Origin of the sequence: Brevibacillus ruminantium (assembly GCF_023746555.1) — a bacterium.
Taxonomy (GTDB): Bacteria; Bacillota; Bacilli; order Brevibacillales; family Brevibacillaceae; genus Brevibacillus; species Brevibacillus ruminantium.
Genome location: NZ_CP098755.1, coordinates 5231304 through 5249727, shown reverse-complemented (window position 1 = coordinate 5249727; position 18424 = coordinate 5231304). Strand labels below are relative to the sequence as shown.

Annotated in this window: 14 protein-coding genes; 12 read left to right on the top strand and 2 right to left on the bottom strand. The window is 48.6% G+C overall.

Annotated elements, in window-relative coordinates; all coding sequences use genetic code 11:
* The first annotated feature begins 62 nt into the window (after positions 1 to 62).
* The 3 genes from NDK47_RS25760 to NDK47_RS25750 all read left to right on the top strand — a co-directional run bounded on the left by NDK47_RS25760 (position 63) and on the right by NDK47_RS25750 (position 7479).
* The gene (locus tag NDK47_RS25760; protein WP_251872553.1) at positions 63 to 962 is read left to right on the top strand and encodes an S-layer homology domain-containing protein; all 900 of its coding nucleotides are present in this window, start codon (positions 63 to 65) and stop codon (positions 960 to 962) included.
* A 13-nt stretch (positions 963 to 975) separates the two neighbouring features.
* Entirely contained in the window at positions 976 to 4740 is a 3765-nt protein-coding gene (locus tag NDK47_RS25755) for an ABC transporter permease (protein WP_251872552.1), read from the top strand.
* A gap of 81 nt (positions 4741 to 4821) precedes the next feature.
* Positions 4822 to 7479, top strand: coding sequence for a lipase/acyltransferase domain-containing protein (locus tag NDK47_RS25750; RefSeq protein WP_251872551.1), 2658 nt, complete (start codon positions 4822 to 4824; stop codon positions 7477 to 7479).
* Between the two features lie 610 nt (positions 7480 to 8089).
* Here the strand turns inward: NDK47_RS25750 and NDK47_RS25745 are convergent.
* Positions 8090 to 8236: a hypothetical protein gene (locus tag NDK47_RS25745; RefSeq protein WP_251872550.1), complete on the bottom strand. Its 147-nt coding sequence runs from the start codon at positions 8234 to 8236 to the stop codon at positions 8090 to 8092.
* A gap of 307 nt (positions 8237 to 8543) precedes the next feature.
* Here NDK47_RS25745 and NDK47_RS25740 point away from each other — a divergent pair, with 307 nt between their 5' ends.
* Both NDK47_RS25740 and NDK47_RS25735 read left to right on the top strand, forming a co-directional pair.
* A complete protein-coding gene (locus tag NDK47_RS25740; RefSeq protein WP_251872549.1) occupies positions 8544 to 9041 on the top strand; it encodes a YwhD family protein in 498 nt (165 codons plus the stop codon).
* Positions 9042 to 9287: 246 nt separating this feature from the next.
* On the top strand, positions 9288 to 9587 hold the full coding sequence (locus NDK47_RS25735) for a hypothetical protein (RefSeq protein WP_251872548.1): 300 nt from the start codon (positions 9288 to 9290) through the stop codon (positions 9585 to 9587).
* A gap of 99 nt (positions 9588 to 9686) precedes the next feature.
* On the opposite strand, the gene NDK47_RS25730 is transcribed toward NDK47_RS25735, so the two are convergent.
* Positions 9687 to 11741: a transglycosylase domain-containing protein gene (locus tag NDK47_RS25730; RefSeq protein ID WP_251872547.1), complete on the bottom strand. Its 2055-nt coding sequence runs from the start codon at positions 11739 to 11741 to the stop codon at positions 9687 to 9689.
* A 302-nt stretch (positions 11742 to 12043) separates the two neighbouring features.
* Here NDK47_RS25730 and speE point away from each other — a divergent pair, with 302 nt between their 5' ends.
* The 7 genes from speE (at position 12044) to NDK47_RS25695 (ending at position 18404) form a co-directional block, all read left to right on the top strand.
* Positions 12044 to 12877, top strand: a complete 834-nt coding sequence (speE, locus tag NDK47_RS25725) for a polyamine aminopropyltransferase (RefSeq protein WP_251876383.1) — start codon at positions 12044 to 12046, stop codon at positions 12875 to 12877.
* Between the two features lie 16 nt (positions 12878 to 12893).
* Positions 12894 to 13766 carry an agmatinase gene (gene speB, locus NDK47_RS25720; protein WP_251872546.1) on the top strand — a complete coding sequence of 291 codons (873 nt, stop codon included), beginning with the start codon at positions 12894 to 12896 and terminating at the stop codon, positions 13764 to 13766.
* A 208-nt stretch (positions 13767 to 13974) separates the two neighbouring features.
* On the top strand, positions 13975 to 15225 hold the full coding sequence (locus NDK47_RS25715) for an MFS transporter (protein ID WP_251872545.1): 1251 nt from the start codon (positions 13975 to 13977) through the stop codon (positions 15223 to 15225).
* Positions 15226 to 15270: 45 nt separating this feature from the next.
* A complete protein-coding gene (locus NDK47_RS25710; RefSeq protein ID WP_251872544.1) occupies positions 15271 to 15690 on the top strand; it encodes a YwiB family protein in 420 nt (139 codons plus the stop codon).
* Between the two features lie 155 nt (positions 15691 to 15845).
* A complete protein-coding gene (locus NDK47_RS25705; protein ID WP_251872543.1) occupies positions 15846 to 16403 on the top strand; it encodes a GNAT family N-acetyltransferase in 558 nt (185 codons plus the stop codon).
* A gap of 92 nt (positions 16404 to 16495) precedes the next feature.
* On the top strand, positions 16496 to 16888 hold the full coding sequence (locus NDK47_RS25700; protein ID WP_251872542.1) for a hypothetical protein: 393 nt from the start codon (positions 16496 to 16498) through the stop codon (positions 16886 to 16888).
* Between the two features lie 64 nt (positions 16889 to 16952).
* On the top strand, positions 16953 to 18404 hold the full coding sequence (locus NDK47_RS25695; protein ID WP_251872541.1) for a sigma-54 interaction domain-containing protein: 1452 nt from the start codon (positions 16953 to 16955) through the stop codon (positions 18402 to 18404).
* Positions 18405 to 18424: the final 20 nt, after the last annotated feature.

Below are 18424 nucleotides of genomic sequence, written 5' to 3'. Positions count from 1 at the left end.
ATATCAATTTTCATATAGAATCCCGATAAAGGAAAGAGAGGAAATAACAGGGGGTAAGCGTTATGAAAAAGGTTTTTCATTTTATGACCGGGATGATAGTTACCGCTCTTTTGGTGAGCGGAACCGCTTCGATACAAGCCCCGGTGGCGAGTGCGGCAGCTGCCTCAGCCCAGGCCAAACCAACCGACTACCAAGACCATCCGAATCGGAATGAAATTGATTATGTGATTAAAAATAAATTGATGTGGTTGTATCCGGATGGGAGTTTTAAGCCTGATCAACCAATTACACAGGCTGATTTAATTGCTGGATTAGCTAATGCTAAAGGGTTAACTGATGGAATAGTTGTTCCCAACTTTCCTTTAAATCACTGGGCTAAGGCTTATTATGAGCGTGCTTTAAAGGACGGCATTCTTGACGAGGTTGTTGTTGATCCCAATAAGGTTCTAAATCGTGAGGAAGCATCTTTACTTTTAGTTAACGCTTGGAAGGGGCTTTATAAGCGTTATCAGACAAAAAATTCAACTCATTCGTATACTGCCGTAGCCAGCGGATGGCTACCGGAAAAATCAGGTCAATTTATAAATGGGGTTTCGACCACAGCTTATGATGGTTTAGGGGTTGTAAGTAGGGGTGAGGAGGCTCAAGCATTATTCCAACTACACAAAGCAGTCAATGACATCAAAGTTGGAGAGAGCATTGCAACTCAATTTCATAACTCCTTAAAAGTTTCTGGCGGGATTTTAAAAGGACAAGTCCCATCCAACAAGGGTAAAAGCGCCAGCCTGGTGATATTATTCAAAAATAATGAGACGGCGGAATATCGTTCTGGTAACTTTCAGATTAATGTCGACAAAGTGAAGTATATGGAATTTACAGTGAAAAATTCTGATGAGTCAAGGTCGCTTGCTTGGTATAAATATGAAAAAATGCCAAATACAATTCGAACAAATGCCCGTTAATGGGGGTAAGGTAATGAGGCAGTTATGGAAAAAGTGCTTAAAACTAATCCTATTAACAGCAATTCTCGCGAATAGCCTTACAATCTTCCCTTACGCTACGGAAGCGTCAGTATCAACCCCGGATGTGAAAGATAGAATACCTGGGTGGTTAGATGAGGAGAAAATTGTAAACGGCAGCTTAATAAGTTTGCTGTCGGGATTTGGTTTTGCAAATGAGGAAATGAAGTTAACATTTGCTGATGTTGTATATAACGGAGCAACAAGTGGCAATGGAAGGGTTGCCAACTACTCCCGAGCAAAGGAAAAAGCCAACAATGGTTATCCGATTGTTGATGAAGCTGAGGCACTAGAATGGGCGAGACTCTTTAACGGAAACCCTGGCTTTATGCGTTCAGAAAATGGTCTAAACGGAGGCATCATCAGTGAGGGGGGAGGGCGAGAATATACAGGATATCTTCTTTCAAAAGTTGCTGAAATGTCAGGCGGGAGAGGAAATCCCTTTGAATTTCGACCCGCCCGAAATGGCGAAAAGGGATCTTACGTTGGTGTTACCAGTTTCACTACCACCGCACGACCAGATGGGAGCATTCAAACCGACAAAACAAAATATGAAGTAGGACAAACAGTAACGATAACCGCAAGAGGGACTGACTATAGTATTTATAATCGTGGTTTGAACGTTCTTAACTACTACATTTTCAACCTAGACACCGGACAGATAGAAGTAGCTTTTAACGATTCCATTAAACCGTATCCTATAAGCGGTGTCGGAGACGGAAGTGGTCAAACCATTAATTTTCCTCCAAAGACCTGGGTACCCACAAAACCAGGTAATTATGAAGCGAGGATTTTATTTACAGACACCCATGCTCGTAACACAAAAAACGCCCCGGCTGTTGATGGCCAGGGCGTTCCTTATTCGTATAAATTTACGGTAGGTTCAACAGACAATGGTGGCGGAGGAGGGGGTGGTGATGGTGGAAAAGAACCTGAACCACCCCCTAAAGGTTGTCAAAAAACAACCATGGACCTCCGCATCGAAAGCACAAACACCGACCGTGAAATGAAGGCGATTGCGAGTGGTGGAGAAACGATTGCTCTCAAAAAAGACGATCGTCTCGTCTTTACCGCATCCAAGCCAGGTACCTTCACCCAAAATGGCAGCCCCATGCGTAGTGGTTCCGGTAACAACCGTAGTATAGGAATCATTGACTATGTCGATTCAGGTACCTTTACGGTTAGGTATGAGAGCGACGATGGAAAACTCTGTTGGGATAAAACCTTTTTTGTCAGCTCGGGAGGCAAGGGCCAAGACAGTTGTCCGATTGTCCGAGTCAATAACGATACTGTGCGAAACGGGGAAGTGGTTGAGGTTTTCCCTGGGGAAGAGCTTAGATTTGCGGCAACCTATACCGATAGCCAAGGTGAAAGGCAACCCTATGCCACGCGATGGTTTATAACATTGCCGGACGGCAAAACGAAAGAAATTCCGGTTGAGGAGGATGATCGGGGAAGGGATAAACCGTATGACTCCGATCAGATAAAGCTCCCCTATGGCTGGAAATTTGCGTCCTATCACATCCCTCTGGAAAGAGGTAAGACATACAAGGTAAGGATCAAGTTACAAGGGACGTTTGAAAAAAGACCGGAATGTGAATGGGAAATCACCATCAAGGTAAAGGACATTGCTTGTACCATCGATAAACAGGAACGTATGAGCTTTTACGCTTACGGTGAACCGCCACTCCAGTATCCACCTGCTGGACAAGACATTAGTGGTACAGGCCTATCATCCGGCCTCTTTTTCGAAGGATTTAAACAGCTCACGAATGGATACGACACGATGCTGAGTCTCTCTGCAGACACTCCCGGTACATGGTACTTAATGGAAGGCGATGACCGCGTACCGCTGACTGGAAAATTGGGAGCAAAAGAAAGGTTCCGATTGATTCTGCCACTCTCAGTCCGATCCGGAACGACAGTGGAACTTGTCTTTCTTTCAGAGGATGGGTGTATCAGAGAATTTAAAATCCCGATTAAATCCGCCAATAGGTGCTATATCTTTATCTTGTCACTAAAACAAGACCGGTACGAACCGGAGAAATGGAAACGGACCATTGAGCGCGGGGAGACGTTGGAACTAAAGCAGGAAGACTTCCAGAACAGGTATGATCTATACGTTCGTACGGAAGTTGAAGAAACAGACTTCATATTGTCCTATTTTGATCCGCAGACTCAAACCTGGAGTTTGCGCCGAAACGGGGAGTATCTGTCCAGTTCAAATCGAGCGCGTACCGAACACTCTGTCAGCTTTCCGCGAGCGAATTCGAAAGACCGGGATTCCCCGGTGCTCGATGGGTTTTATATGATCGAGTTCATTTCAGCAGATCGCAACGCAAGAAATTGTGACGGTGCTTTCTTTATCCGGATTGGTGAAGGAACGACACCGACAAATCCTGAACCGCCAACAGATCCGAAAGACCCAACAGACCCGAAAGATCCGACAGACCCGGAAAATCCTGGTGAAACAGAAGAACCAAGAGAACCAAAACCATTTCCTCCAGATCCAGTTGTTCCGAATCCACCAAGCGGTGGGGGTGATTTTGAAGCGGGAGAGATCGGTTTGCAAATCTTTGACAGTGATGGTCGTGAACTTCAGAAACTGGCGATCAATGTCGATGGCGTGTGGGAAAGAGAGCCTGCCAAGATTCGTGTGGCCATTGATCAAGCCCCGATTAATCAACGATTCGAACAAGTGAAACAAGAGATCAATCAAAATATTGAACGGCATGAGTCGCAGCTGCAACAGGCCATCACGGGTGAAGGTGTGCGAAATGTCGCTATTACTGCTGCCCCGCAGTACATTGCGGATGCAAAAAGCCTTGCAGTCTATCAGCCGGCTATGCTGGATCTCAAAGTATCCGGACCAGGTACATCGGAGCAATGGAAGGTAAGCAGCGCTTCAACCGGAGGAGACTATCTCTACACTGGCACGACTGTTCCCACGCAGACGACCTGGAGACAAATCCTGAACGATCAGAAATACAAGGCGGAGATCAACGGTTTTCAGATCATCATGGATTACAATATTGCCTTTCGTATCAGCTATGAAATATGCGGAGAAGCGAAAGGGGAAAATGGGGGAATCGTAGAGAGCTGCCAGCCACGACAGGTTAACCAAAACATGACTGGACGATATACGATTACGGTAAAAGGAAGCGAACGCCTATTTGAAGTGTTTGAGCCGAATGCGAAAGGTGTGCTTCGCCATACTTCAGAGTGGATTGAGTACACCGCTCGCGACCGTTATCCAACGAACAAGCCGGACGATTTTTACGCTGGAGAGAGAATGTTGACACATGTCATATTGGAGCCGCGTCATCGACATCCGGTAAGTGGCCGCTATCCCGAGATCACCGCAGCGCAATCCTGGATTTCAGAGTCAGGACTGCGTCAGACGCTCCTACAGTCTACCCTCGCTTTGAAACAGACAACACCCATATGGTGGCAAGGTCCCTCCTACTCTGTGCCCAAACTGGGTGTTCGAGAGATGGGCGTGGACACACCATTGATGGGAGACAAGCAGAAAGGCTTCCAGAAGGGCTCTACTTACGCAGTCCAGTTCTCCGTTCACTTCCGTTTTGGAGTGGAGAAGGGATTTGCATTTCCGAACAAACAAAGAGGTCAAGGGCATGAATTGACAGATTATCGTGTACCGTTCACCATCACGGCGAATGCATGGGAACGCCAGGGCATCCGGAACCACACGACGCGCTAAAGAGAGAAGGGGAAAATTGTTTGCACCCCCTAGTTGTCTTTTCCTACGGTAGGAGAAGAAAGTGCTAGGGGGGTTATATTTGTGAAAAAGTTTGCGAGAATCACTCGTATCCTGGTTTTGATGGCCCTGCTCTTTACGAGCATCACGCCAACAGGTTTTGCCAGCGAAGAGTTACGTCGTGGGAAACAACTGCTGGAAAGGGAAGCAGAAGAGGGCTTCGTTCCATCTGTTTTGTTGGAAGAGTGGCTGAATGACGAAGGGGAACCAGGTCAGTTGACAGACGACGAAGTAGAGGAATCTAAAGAAACAAATCTGGATGATCAGGATGATTCCCCAAACTCGGAGGGGCAGACAGATGAATGGGAAGAAGCGGAGGATTTGACTGAGCAGGAAGCGGAGCTTGTAGACGAAGCGGAGCATTTGGGCGAGTTAGATCAAGCGGAAATCGAAAAGAACGCGCGTGCCTTCTACCGTCGCTTCGCTGGCGCAAAGAAATTGAGTGAAGCTGATTTGCGCAAGATGCCTACGATCTATGAGATGGAGCCAAATGATACGTTCAATTATGCAGATTGGCTCACTGTGGGAAGACCTGCCTATGGAAAGATAAGAACCGGCAGTGATGTTGACATGTGGAAGGTGAAGCCTAAAGATAACGGGACACTTTCATTTTCTTTAGTAAAACCCTCGAGGGCAGACTACCATTTGTACGTCTACGACGAAGAAAAAAGAGAGCTGGGCTCTTCGAAGGAGCCGGTTGGGAAAGATCAAAAGATTGAAGAAATATACGTAGAAAAAGAGAAGTTTTACTATATTCAAATCGTCGGAAACAACGGCAGCTTTGATCCTTTTGAGTACTATCGGATACGAGCTGATTTCTTCTCAAATAATGAGATGGCACTAGATCCATATGAACCAAATAATAGTATAAAGGAAGCATACGAGCTTACTCCAGGTAAAATTACCGCCAACCTTCACCGTATCGACGATGTGGATTTTTATGCCGTTACATTGGACAAAGCATCCACGATTGTGGTCAACCTAACAGACATTCCCGAAGGTATGGACCTTGACTTGATCTTGTATGACAGCCAACAAAAACGGCTTGCTTCATCGGAAAAGGCGAAAAACATGGATGAAGAAATCGTCTACAACGGCGATCCTGGAACGTATTACATCAAGGTTTTTGCCAGCAGAACATCAGGTTTCAAAAACCATGCTTATCAATTAGAAGTTAAAGTTGATACCATTCCGATCATTTTGATTCCGGGCATTGGCGGGTCAAGGTTACTGGCGAAGGATAAAGTTGGGGTGTACGAGGCTTGGCTTGGTTTGGTAGAGACTGGAGTCGGTATTAATAATCCACTACATCGACATCTACTTTCACTTGAGCCGAAGAGTAAAAATAGTGTTGAGGTCAAGCAAAAGAACGAGGAATTCGGACTCACCGTTTTTCCGGAGAAAGAGGATGAAGGGTTCCGGGCAATTGAATATCTTTCGTACACCTTTAATCAAAACTTTGTGAAGAAAAAAGTAGAACAATATGCCAGCATGGTACAGCGGTTGGAAGAGATGGGTTACACAAAGAACTTGGATCTATTTGCCATGCCATACGATTGGCGTTATAGCAATAAAGACAATGCAAAATTTCTGAAACAAAAAATAGATGAAGCTTTGAAATCATCTGGAGCACGCCAGGTTCAATTGGTAGCTCATAGTATGGGTGGTTTGCTCACAAAGGAAACGCTGCTATCGAACATTTCCTATCAGTCAAAAGTGAAAAGGGTCATTTACATGGGAACGCCTTTTTTGGGCTCACCTCGAGCGTATCAAGCCTTGAAGTTTGGCTATGATTTCGGAGTTCCGTTACTTCATGAGGAAACAGGGAAAATCATTGCTGAATATGCCCCGGCTGTGTATGAATTGCTCCCTTCACCCATGTATTTCCAAAAAGGGACAGTTTTGAAGAGGGATCCGGTTTATGCTTTTACTTATGAAGATATGCTCAAAGACAACCGAGTTAAGTTGGACTATCTTCCATTGCTTCGTCAAGCGGAAATCCTGCATAACAAGTGGGACAAGCTGACGCTAAGAGTACCACAATACTCCATTATAGGATTTGGGCAGCCCACATTGTTAGGGTATGAATACCATTCAGGACATGGGGAGCTGTTGCCCTTTTTTGACCATTCGGGAGATGGGACTGTACCGCTTCTGAGTGCAAATTACAGCCTAAAAGATATGGTGAAAAAGTACTATATACCTGAAGGACACGCGAGCCTTCCTAAAAATCCGCAAGTGATTGAACAAGTTATTCAATTGTTGCAAGGGATAGAGAGCGCACAAACTGGATTACGGAGGAATCTACAACAAGACTCTCAATATTTGTATTATATCCTTTCTCGCGAGGATGGGAGTTTTCCGGAAATATCCTTCCAAAAGTCGGGAAAAACGATGACGATCTCCCGTGATAAAAAAGAAGACTGGGAGAACCTCCGCGTAGAATACCATGGAAATATTGTGGTTATTCACGTTCTTGATCAAGAACCCCTCTTGTTCTTGCAGCCTTCCCAATTACGAGGTGTAAACTCTTCACCTTCTATCAGTATTGAAAAATATTCATCCACAGACAGAGGGGGAGCTACTTACGACATTTCAATGGATGGAGGCCTTGATCAGCAAGACGATGAGTTGGAATTTGAACAGGATGACCAGTATCACAGAAGATCAAGAGGAGATTGAAGAAGTGGAGTAATATGTAATTAGATGTAAAATTAAGGGGGATTTAGATCTGGGAGATAATGATATACTACTTGCCATTTTTACTTTGATGTTAGCTTGGATGACTGGTATTCCGCTTCTCATGCTTGTCATATCCATTTTCATGACACTCGTCTTTAACGTTCGAGTATGGATTACCATGTTGATTATCTTTGCACTTTCTTTTGTCTGTTACGAATGGTTAGTCCCTCAAGTTGGGTGGTTAGTCTTTGATGATGCTGAATTTAACGTATTGAAGGCTTTTCACACTACTTGGAATGTACAGTTAATCGTCTGGTTTATCCAAAAAATAATGAAATCGGTACAAAATAAACAAGATAACAACTAAAATGTGAATTGCACAATAAAAAGGGGGAAATGGGCCGCAAAATTTAGCTGGCCCTTTTTCACTTTTTCCTCCAACTATATTCCCTCACAACCTCCCCGGCTCTCTTTTCACCGTAAATCCAGACAACCTCCGGGGAAAGCCTCCAAAGCTGGCCTGGTAATTGGTCGGCACATCGGTGACCAAGCCCGTCACATTTCCCGATTCACCCTCGGATTGCAGAGTGGAAGCAGGAGATGGTTCATCTTATTCGGATGCATTCACCACAGCTGGAGATGCTGCGCGTTTTTCTGCTACAATCTGATCCAATACTTGTGCGGCATATGGATAGGGCTCCTGCAGCTGCCGTTGTCGGCTTGCCTCCACATCCTGCTCTCTAGGTTGGTCTTCCATGATCGGCTCTCTCCTTCCAGGAAGGGAATAAACTGCAACCATTCATGAATCAAACATGCAACCATTCATGAATCAAGCTTGCAAACATTCGTGAATCAAGCGTGCAACAAAGCTCAATTCAAGAATCCTAAATTCTCGTGATCCCTCGTATTGTCCCCGTTTATTCAACCCACCATGTACACGCGCGTTGTGTGAAAACGGCCCATAAATGTGCATTTCAGCAAAGCTGGGCGTGCGGCCAAATTGCGCGAGACGTGGATTCAGGGTAGAATATGAACAACAGTATGTGAGTAGAGAGGTGTTACGGGTGGATATTTTCGATAGCAAAAAAGGCGGATTTACCATTGTCAGCGGAAAAACCGATGTGCATGGTGGATACGGTCAGGGCGTACTGGACTTGTCTGCTGTCTCTTCTGTTATAATTGACGGAGATGAGGCTTATATTGATATGGGGGCACTGCATGCCAAGAGTGCCGTCGAAAAAGGGATCAAATGGACGACGAACAAAGAAGAGGTTCCCAACGGAAAGCCTTACTGGGTGGTGTGGGTAACCGTGGATCGCAATGATGCGGGACCCTACTATGCAGGGGTAACAGCATGTTACATGGAAGTAGATCGGGAAGCGCGCCGAGGATACAAAATTTTGGCGGATCATGTAAATAAAATGGACTATTCCATGAAGCGCCGCATTATCGTATCCGATCTGGGTGAAAAAGAAAAAGCAGCATTGAAAAAAATGCTGGTCGAACACAATCCGTCGATGTGGGAAAATTCCTCGCAGGAATTAAAGGATGGACTGGCGTAGACGGTAAATCTTGAACGGTATGTGAACAAATGGTGAAATCAATTGTTAGTCATATTGAAGTCAGGTACACTTATTTCCATAGCTGTATACATGTACACTAGGTTAGCAAACAGGGAGAGAGCCGTCACTCTTTCCCTGTTTGTCTTTTTTCATGGACTTCAACAATATTTACAGGGCATCGCTCTGCTGCTTGCGTAACAGACTAAGCATGTACGGCCAAACTGTCGCTGCAAGGAGGCGTTTCATTTGAATCGGGATACCCACACACAAAATGAACACGATCACTTTGTCCGACACGGTGGCGTCCATTTTCGCTCGCTTGTCTCTCCGCAGGAAATCAACAGGTTTATCGGCAGGTTGCCGGCGGGGAAGCGGGAGAGCCTGTTCGAAGTATTGGATGAGCTGGAGAAGGCCGGGAAGATTTCGCTGTACAACGACCAATTGTTTACAGACGGTAACGGAGTGGTGGGTGGCGGCGATCCAGGCAGTGAACCAGGCAGTAATGCAGGCGGGGAAGCAGACCAGGAGCACCCGTCCATTCACTAGCCTTCTGGCTGAAACGAAAGTCGGCTGGCTTCCACGGAAAAGCCCTTCCCCGAGCAAAAAAATGCGCTTGTGGGAAGGGCTCTTTTGCTACAAACGGTTCTAGTCTCCCGGTTGATTCAACCAGCTTCCCATTCGCTGCCAAAAGGAAGGGGAATCGGGCGTGGGAAGGGGTTTGGGTGCTTCGTCGCCAGGCAAGTGATCGGTGCAAAACTCCTGTGGCTCCGTACCTTTGGCAAAGTAATAGAGCTGCGGGTTGGGGCAGTGTTCGGTAGCCAATTTCCCTGACTTGGGATCGATGTAGACGGAGACGACACCTGCAGGCATCTCAAACAACGCCGGCGGTTGATCTTCCAACGCCTTTTCCATGAATTCCGCCCAGACTTTTTTGGAAAGGTACCCCTCTTTGACGTCGTCTACTTTTCGATTCTGGTCATAGCCGACCCAGACGGTACTGACGAGCTGCGGTGTAAAGCCGCTCAACCATGCGTCGTAATCGGTGGAGCCGGTTTTGCCAGCGACTGGCCGGTTCAGCAGATCGGCGACGCGATAGCCCGTGCCGCCCCGTTCAAACACACTTTGCATCATATTGGTCAACAGGGCGGATGCAACCGGCTCGGCAACCTGTGTTTTTTCCGGTTGCTCCTCGACGAGAATATTCCCCTGCTGATCCTCAATCCGCGTAACGGCTACCGGCTTGACATAGGTGCCTTTGTTGGCAAATGTGGCGTAGACCGCATTTAGCTCCAGCGGAGATACCAGCGAGGTTCCCAAGGCCAGTGAGGGAACAGCCTCCAGTGTACTGTTGATCCCCAGACTTTTGGCGGTTTCCACCACTTTTTGCGGCGTGAGATGATCGATCGTTTTGACCGCGTAAATATTGTCCGAGGTTTTGATCGCTTCCCGCATGCTGATAAAGTCATGGGCGTAACGCTCTCCGAAGTTGCGCGGGATGTACTGCTTGACCCGGTCGTAGGTAAATACGGTCGGTTCGCTTTTCATCATGGTCAACGGTGTATAGCCGTTCTGCAGGGCAGTCAGATACAGGATCGGTTTAAAGGATGAACCGGGCTGACGTTTTCCCAGCACCCGGTTAAATTGACTTTTCTGGTAATCGCGACCGCCCACCATCGCTTTGATATGCCCGTTTTTGGGGTCCATCGCGACGAGGGCAATCTGCAATTCCGGGTTGTCTTTCGGCAGTGTGGCGGCTACGATTTCTTCCGCCTTTTTTTGCATGGCGGAATCAAGCGTCGTGTAAATCTTTAGTCCTCCGTGATTGAAGGTTTCTTCGTCGATGCCATAGCGGTTTTTGGCCAGGTTGGCGATGTAATCGATAAAATAAGGGCCCAGATCGACACTTTTTTCCTTGCTTCGCTCCCTCAGCTTGATCGGTTCCGCTGCAGCCTTTTGCACTTGCTCCGCGGTGATGTAGCCGGATCGCTGCATGGCTTGCAGGATCAGTTGTTGACGGTTTTTTGCCTTGTCCCAATCGACGTAGGGAGAGTAATACGAAGGTCCCTTGGGAATTCCGGCCAACATGGCACTTTCGGCCAAGGTGAGATCCTTCGCTTTTTTCCCAAAATACGTTTGCGATGCAGCTTCTGCTCCGTACGCAGAATGGCCGTAGTAAATCTGGTTCATGTACATTTCCAATATCTCATCTTTGCTGTAGTTCAGCTCCAACTGGATGGCCAAAAGCGCTTCTTTAATCTTTCTCTCCCAGGTCTTGTCCAACGACAAATACAAATTGCGGGCCAATTGCTGGGTAATGGTACTTGCGCCTTGCACCTTTTCCATATGGATCACGTCTACGTAGGCAGCCCGGGCCAGCCGTTTCCAGTCGATCCCGTAATGATCGTGAAAGGAGCGATCCTCGATGGCGACCGTCGCTTGAACCAGAGCGGGAGCCATCTCCTTGAGCGGCACTACGATCCGGTTTTGACCCCGATGGAGCGTATCCAGGACGTCTCCGTTTTCTGCGTAAATCGTCGTGGTCTGATTGATGAAGACCTCAGGCAGCGGCTGGGACCGCAGGTAGAGGATCAGCATCAAGGCGGCAAAAGAACAGCATAATAGGCTGAGTATGAGAAATTTTACGAATTTCTTAGCCAGACGCAGGTATCGAATGAGCGGTGCTTCCCGCATCACTTCCATGTCTTCTCGTCCCTTTCTCCCTAATATTTGTGGCTTCGGGGCATACTAAACAGACGGATTGTTTTTCCTATCTAGTATGGGAAAAAACGGGACAGGCTAAACTTGGTGACCACCTGGAGAAGACATTTTTGAAAAACTTCTTGCATTTTGGGGGCCAGCTACTATAATTTTCTTGGCAGATACGAATTATAAGAAATTCGCAAAGCTGTCAGACGTATATCGCAAGGAGCGGCTTATAGCTTGGCTTTGGCCGTGTTTTTCAACCAATGCGGTGATTAAAAGGAGGGTACATAATCATGAACATGGAACTGTGGTACACCGAAAAACAAACGGAAAATCACGGTATTACAACGAAAATTAGCGAGACCTTATACAGCGAGAAAACCGACTTTCAACAGTTGGATATTATTAACACCAAACAATTCGGACGTATGCTGGTGCTCGATGGCATGGTCATGACTACCGACGTGGATGAGTTTGTCTATCACGAGATGATCTCACACGTGGCCCTCAATACGCATCCAAACCCGAAAAAGGTTTTGGTTGTAGGCGGGGGAGACGGTGGAGCTATTCGTGAAATCGTCAAACATCCTTCCGTGGAAAAAGCCGTGTTGGCTGAAATCGACGGCGGCGTGATTGAGTCCTGCAAGAAGTACTTCCCGCAAATTGCTAGCGAATTGACTGGCAACCCGCGTGTAGACGTGCAAGTCATCGACGGCATCAAGCACATCCATGACCACAAAGGCGAGTACGATGTGATCATGGTTGACTCTACCGAACCGGTTGGTCCGGCTGTCGGCTTGTTTGAAAAAGGCTTTTACCAAGGCATTTACGACGCATTGAAGCCAGATGGCATCATGGTTGCTCAGACGGAATCGCCGTGGTTCAACCGCGATTTGATCAAACGCGTATTTAAAGATATCGGGTCGATTTTCCCGGTAACCCGTCTCTATACATGCAGCATCCCGACCTATCCATCGGGTCTCTGGAGCTTTACCATCGGTTCCAAACAGCATGATCCGCTGGAAGTCGATGCAAGCAAAATCAAGGATCTGAATACCAAATACTACAACGCCGAGATTCACCACGCTGTTTTCAAGCTGCCAAACTTCGTGGCTGAGCTGACTCGCGACTAGGACGGGGGCGGAATCGATGCGTTTTGACGAAGCATACTCGGGTAACGTGTTTATCCGCAGCCATGCCAACTACGAGGAAAGCCAGGCGGTCATCTACGGCATGCCGATGGATTGGACCGTCAGCTTCCGTCCAGGCTCCCGCTTTGGCCCAGCCCGGATTCGCGAGGTCTCTATCGGACTGGAAGAGTACAGCCCATACCTCGACCGTTTGCTGGAAGACGTAAAGTATTTCGACGCGGGTGACATTCCCCTGCCGTTCGGCAATGTCGAGGGCAGTCTCGATGCGATTCGTGAGTTTGTTGGCAAAGTGCTGGCCGATGGAAAAATGCCGATTGGACTCGGCGGCGAGCATCTGGTTTCGTGGCCGGTGTTTCAAGCTGTGTACGAAAAGTACAAGTCCGATCTGGTGATCTTCCACTTCGACGCCCATACAGACCTGCGCGACCACTATGAGGGCTATCCGTATTCCCACTCCACGCCGATCAAAAAGGCGTGTGATCTCATGGGCGGGAAAAACGTCTACTCCTTTGGCATTCGCAGCGGGATGAAGGAAGAGTTCGAGTGGGCGAAGGAAAACATGCATCTGTACAAATACGATGTGCTGGAGCCGGTGAAACAAGTGCTGCCGACGCTCGGAAACCGTCCGATCTACCTGACCATCGACATTGATGTACTCGATCCTGCGCACGCTCCGGGCACAGGTACCACAGAAGCGGGCGGCATCACGTCCCGCGAGCTGCTGGACACGATTCACTACATGGCCAAAAACGGGGCCAATGTCATCGGCTGTGACCTGGTGGAAGTTGCGCCGGTCTACGATCACAGTGAAATGACGCAAATCGTGGCGTCCAAAATTCTGCGTGAATTGATTTTGGGCTTTGTCAAATAAAGCATATTGTCTGAAAGAGGGAACGTCTCCGGGAGATACCGGGGACGTTTTTCTCTTGAGGGCGGGCTGTATATATTGGGGAGCCTTTCCTCTCGTTATTCGAGCGAGCACAAGTCAGTTACTTTTGAAACTTTTTTATTTACAAAATAGATTTAAATGGGTAAGATGGTTACAGATACCAAAGAGAGCAAAAAAGGGGCTGGCCGCCATGAGAGAAGTATTTGGCAACCGAGAATTTAAAAAATTGTTTTTTTCCAATTTGTTTTCCGGTTTTGGCCAGGGGATGACGATGATCGGCATTGCCTGGTATCTGGTAGAATCGACCGGATCGGCCGAACTGCTGGGTACCACCATGCTGACCTCAGCCGTTCTGATGTTTTTCGTCGGTCCTTATATCGGTACCCTGATCGACCGGTTGTCACGCAAAAAAATGATGCTGGCAGAGCATGCTATCGGCTTTTCCGTATTGGGTTTGCTGTCCGTATGGGGGTTTTTTGGCGACTACGCCGAGTGGATGCTGATCACGATCTACCTGGTTACCACCCTGATGTATCAGATTCACTATCCCTCTCAGGCGGCGTTGGTACAGGAGACTTTTGATTCCAAGCATTACAATGATATTAACAGCCTGTTGGAGATAGAAGGGCAGACCGCTTCCGTACTGGCGGGGGGATTTGCCGGTTTCCTGCTGGGGCATTTCGGGCTTCATCTGGTCTTGCTCATCAATGCGCTCACCTACCTCTTTGCCTACCTGCTGATGTCTACCATGTCTTACACCTTTACACTGGAAAAAGAGGCGAGACAAAATGTCGGGGTCTCCTGGCTGGGGCAGCTCTACCAAAGCTGGGTCTACATCCGCTCGAAGCGAGGCTTTCTTGTTTTCGGCATCTCTGCCATGATGCCGTTTATCGCAGTGATGGCCAGCAATCTGCTGTCTCCCGTCTATGTCAACCAAACACTGAAAGCCGATGTGGCGATCTATTCCATGGGTGAGGTGACATATGCGATCGGTGCAGTATCCGCAGGGCTGCTGGTCTCTTTGCTGGTACGCAGGATTGGACAGCTGCCGGCTATGGTGGGCAACACCCTGCTGTTTGCCGTGGCGACGATTGCGATGGTGGCGGTAGCGGAGGGCTGGGGCTTTGTAGCCGCTTCGATTTTCTTCGGGTGGTGCAACTCGTCGATTCGTCTGGTTCGTCAGACCCTGTATATGAACGTGGTGCCCAAGCAAGTAATGGGCCGGGTTATGAGCTTCTTCAACTCAGTAGGGATGATCATGCGCCTTCTTTTGATCGGGCTGTTTACGATGATGGTGGACCGCACAGGAGCAGGGGCAGGCTATCTGGTGCTGGCCGGTTTGCTAATGCTGGCCGCGCTTGGCATCATCATGTCGATGCGTCACTTGCTGGCAGCTGCGGAAACGGGAGGCAGAGTTGCAGCAGAAGAACGCGGGGCGTAAAATGGACGGGTGTGAAGTTGTACGGAAAGCGAGGATTGTCTTTTGATGCAAGAAGTCAGTGTAGAATTAAAAACGCGGCACCGAATGTATGACGAATGGCAAGAGGACGTGCATCAGTATACCGGTCGTTTTGTTCAAAAGGGAAGCGACTGGTATCTTACCTATAAAGAACAGGTGGAGGGGGCTGGCGAGGTCAGCGCCACCTGGAAAGTGACGGAGGAAGGCATCTCTCTGCTGCGGCAAGGCGCCATCCAAACCAAACAGTGGTTCAAGCAGGGGAAAACGGATCGAAGCACGTACCGCAGCCCGCACGGTACCTTTTTGATGGAAGTGCACGTAAGCCAAATGAAGATCAAGCGAGACGCTGAGTGCCCGTCGATGATCCAGATTGTCTACCAGCTCTGGCTGAATGAGCAGTATGCCGGAGATCATGAACTGCTGGTAAAAATAGAAACCGAAGGATGACATCGCTCGTGGATCGGGCATTTACTAAAATCGCTCTTTCCAGGAGCGATTTTTCTTGTCATCATGATAGTGAAAAGCAGGCTCAGTCAGGAATGGGAAAAGTGCTGTTTTCCTGATAGCGGCAAGTGAAAAAATGAGTGAAGGCGTGATTCCAGGTGTATAACGTCGAGATCAGAAGACCGCGCGTGGAGGACACGGAGGAGCTGCACCAATTTTTCCGTACGGTCATCCAGGATACGTTTTTCAGAGAAGGAATAGCAGACTTGCTGGATGATATCGAAAATGAGTTTAAAACGAAAAAGCATTATCTAAAAACTGACTTGGAGAGCAACGGTCAGCAACGCTATTTTTTGATCGCCGTGGATAAAAACAACAAGAACATAATCGGCACCATTGAATATGGTCCTGCCAGTGAACTGATTCGCGTTTGCACAGACGGGGCACTAAGCCATCTTCATGAGGTCGGAACGGTATTTGTTCATCCGGATTACCAGAAGCGGGGAATCGGAACGCTGCTTGTAAATGTTATCGTTCTTACCTTGCAGAACAGGGGCATCCAGGAGTTCTGTCTGGATAGCGGATATGCCCAAGCACAGAAGGTTTGGTCGAAGAAATTTGGAGAGCCGGATTATTTGTTGAAGGATTATTGGGGAGAAGGGGCCGATCATATGATTTGGAGACCACGCACCAATGATGTGCCCCTCCTGTTTTAGGCTGACGGCTTTTAGGCTCTGCTCATTTGTTTTGCGAACCCCGGGTGTCTTAACGTACAATAAGGGTAATTGACGGCAGGGGAGGAAGCAAAATGACATTTGTACTCGTCAACGGTTTGGTCGCTGGTCTGATTCTTGCAGCGTTTCTCGCTTTATGTGATGGCCTGTTCGGGACATCGACGTTTGCCGTATTGATTGATGCCAGCTATGTGCCAGGTTTGGCCGGGCTTCCATCTATTGTGGAATTGCTGATCCACCTCTTGATTAGTGTCGTGATTGTTTTTTTTCTGTCATACTTCTATCCCCGGGAGCGCAGGGCCTCTGTCAAATACCTGTTGTATTGGTCGCTTGCCTTTGCTATCGCGTATCTGCCCTTCAGCTTGCTCAGCAAAACACCGATGTCCTTTACCGCCTTTTTAATCTGGCTCGTGGGGCATCTTCTCTATACGGTGGTCGTGGCCGCACAGATTGAACGTCAACGTTAAGTGCTGAATATTCGGCATAGTGATGATTTTTTGGCAGCTCGTTTGAAAGGGGGCCTGCTCTCGGATGCCAATGTCTGAAACAGTCGAGATGCTTCAGGCGATTTTAGGGACGATTGACGAAGGCATTCACGTGGTCGATGCCGATGGAATTACCATTTTCTATAATCATGTGGCGTCCAAGCTGGACGGGCTAACTCCCGACGAGGTACTGGGGAAGCCGCTCCTGGAGGTCTTTCCTTCTCTGGATCGGCACTCCAGCACACTGCTCACGGTGATCGCCGGAGGGGAGCCGATCTATAACAAGCCGCAGACGTACACGAACTGGCGGGGGGTCAGGGTGGAGACAGTCAATACCACGCTGCCGGTCCGCGTTGGGAGGCGTCTCGTCGGTGCGGTAGAGGTGGCCAAGGATATCGGGAAACTGAAGGAGTTGTCGGAAAAGCTGATGGATCTTCAGGCCAAAATCAGCAGACCGAGAAAGGGAAAGCGAAGTCAAAAGGGAAACGGAGACGGTCTTTCCTTTCATTTTTCCGATATCCTGACGCGCAACGAACGAATGCATCAGTTAATTGATCGGGCGAGGAGGGCTGCCCGGACATCTTCGCCTGTTCTTATCTACGGCGAGACGGGGACGGGAAAGGAATTGTTCGTGCAGTCGATCCATCAGGCATCGGCGCGGCGCAGCCAGCCGTTTATCGCTCAAAACTGTGCGGCGCTCCCAGCCACTTTGCTGGAAAGTCTTCTCTTCGGCACGACCAAAGGCAGCTTTACAGGCGCGGATGACCGTCCTGGATTGTTTGAGCTGGCGGATGGCGGCACCTTGTTTTTGGACGAGTTGAACAGCATGCCGCTCGACCTTCAGGCCAAGCTGCTGCGTGCCTTGCAGGACGGGGAAATCCGGCGCATCGGGAGCAGCCATGCCGTCCGCGTCGACGTGCGAGTAATCGCTGCTGTCAATGAGCCGCCGCAGAGGCTGGTTCAATCCGGTGCGATGAGAACAGACCTGTACTACCGGATCAACGTCGTATCCTTTGAGCTGCCTCCGCTTCGGGAGAGGCGTGAGGATGTGGAGATGCTCACCGCTCATTTTCTGGACAAATACAACCGCAGGTTTCAGATGCAGGTTGGCGGCATCAGCGAAGAGGTCGCTGCCTTGTTTTCGCGGTATGACTGGCCGGGTAATGTACGGGAGCTGGAGCATGTGATCGAAGCTGCGATGAACATGGTGGAAGCGGAGCTGATCGAAAAAGAGCACTTGCCTCAGCATCTCTTGGACAGGGTGTCAGGGTTGTCATCTGCTGTGCCGGGGCTGGCGAGGGGGGCTGTGAACACATCAGGAACCACAGCGACGGGGGAACGCACTCTTCCCGATGTGCTGCGCCGGGTGGAGGAACAGATGATTGCCGAGGCCATGCGCGAGACGGACGGAAACATCCTGCGTGCAGCCAAGCTGCTGGGGATACCGCGCCAAACACTGCAATACAAGCTTTCCCAACTGGGTGGGATGAACCGTTGAAAGGGCGGTTAGGAAGTTCA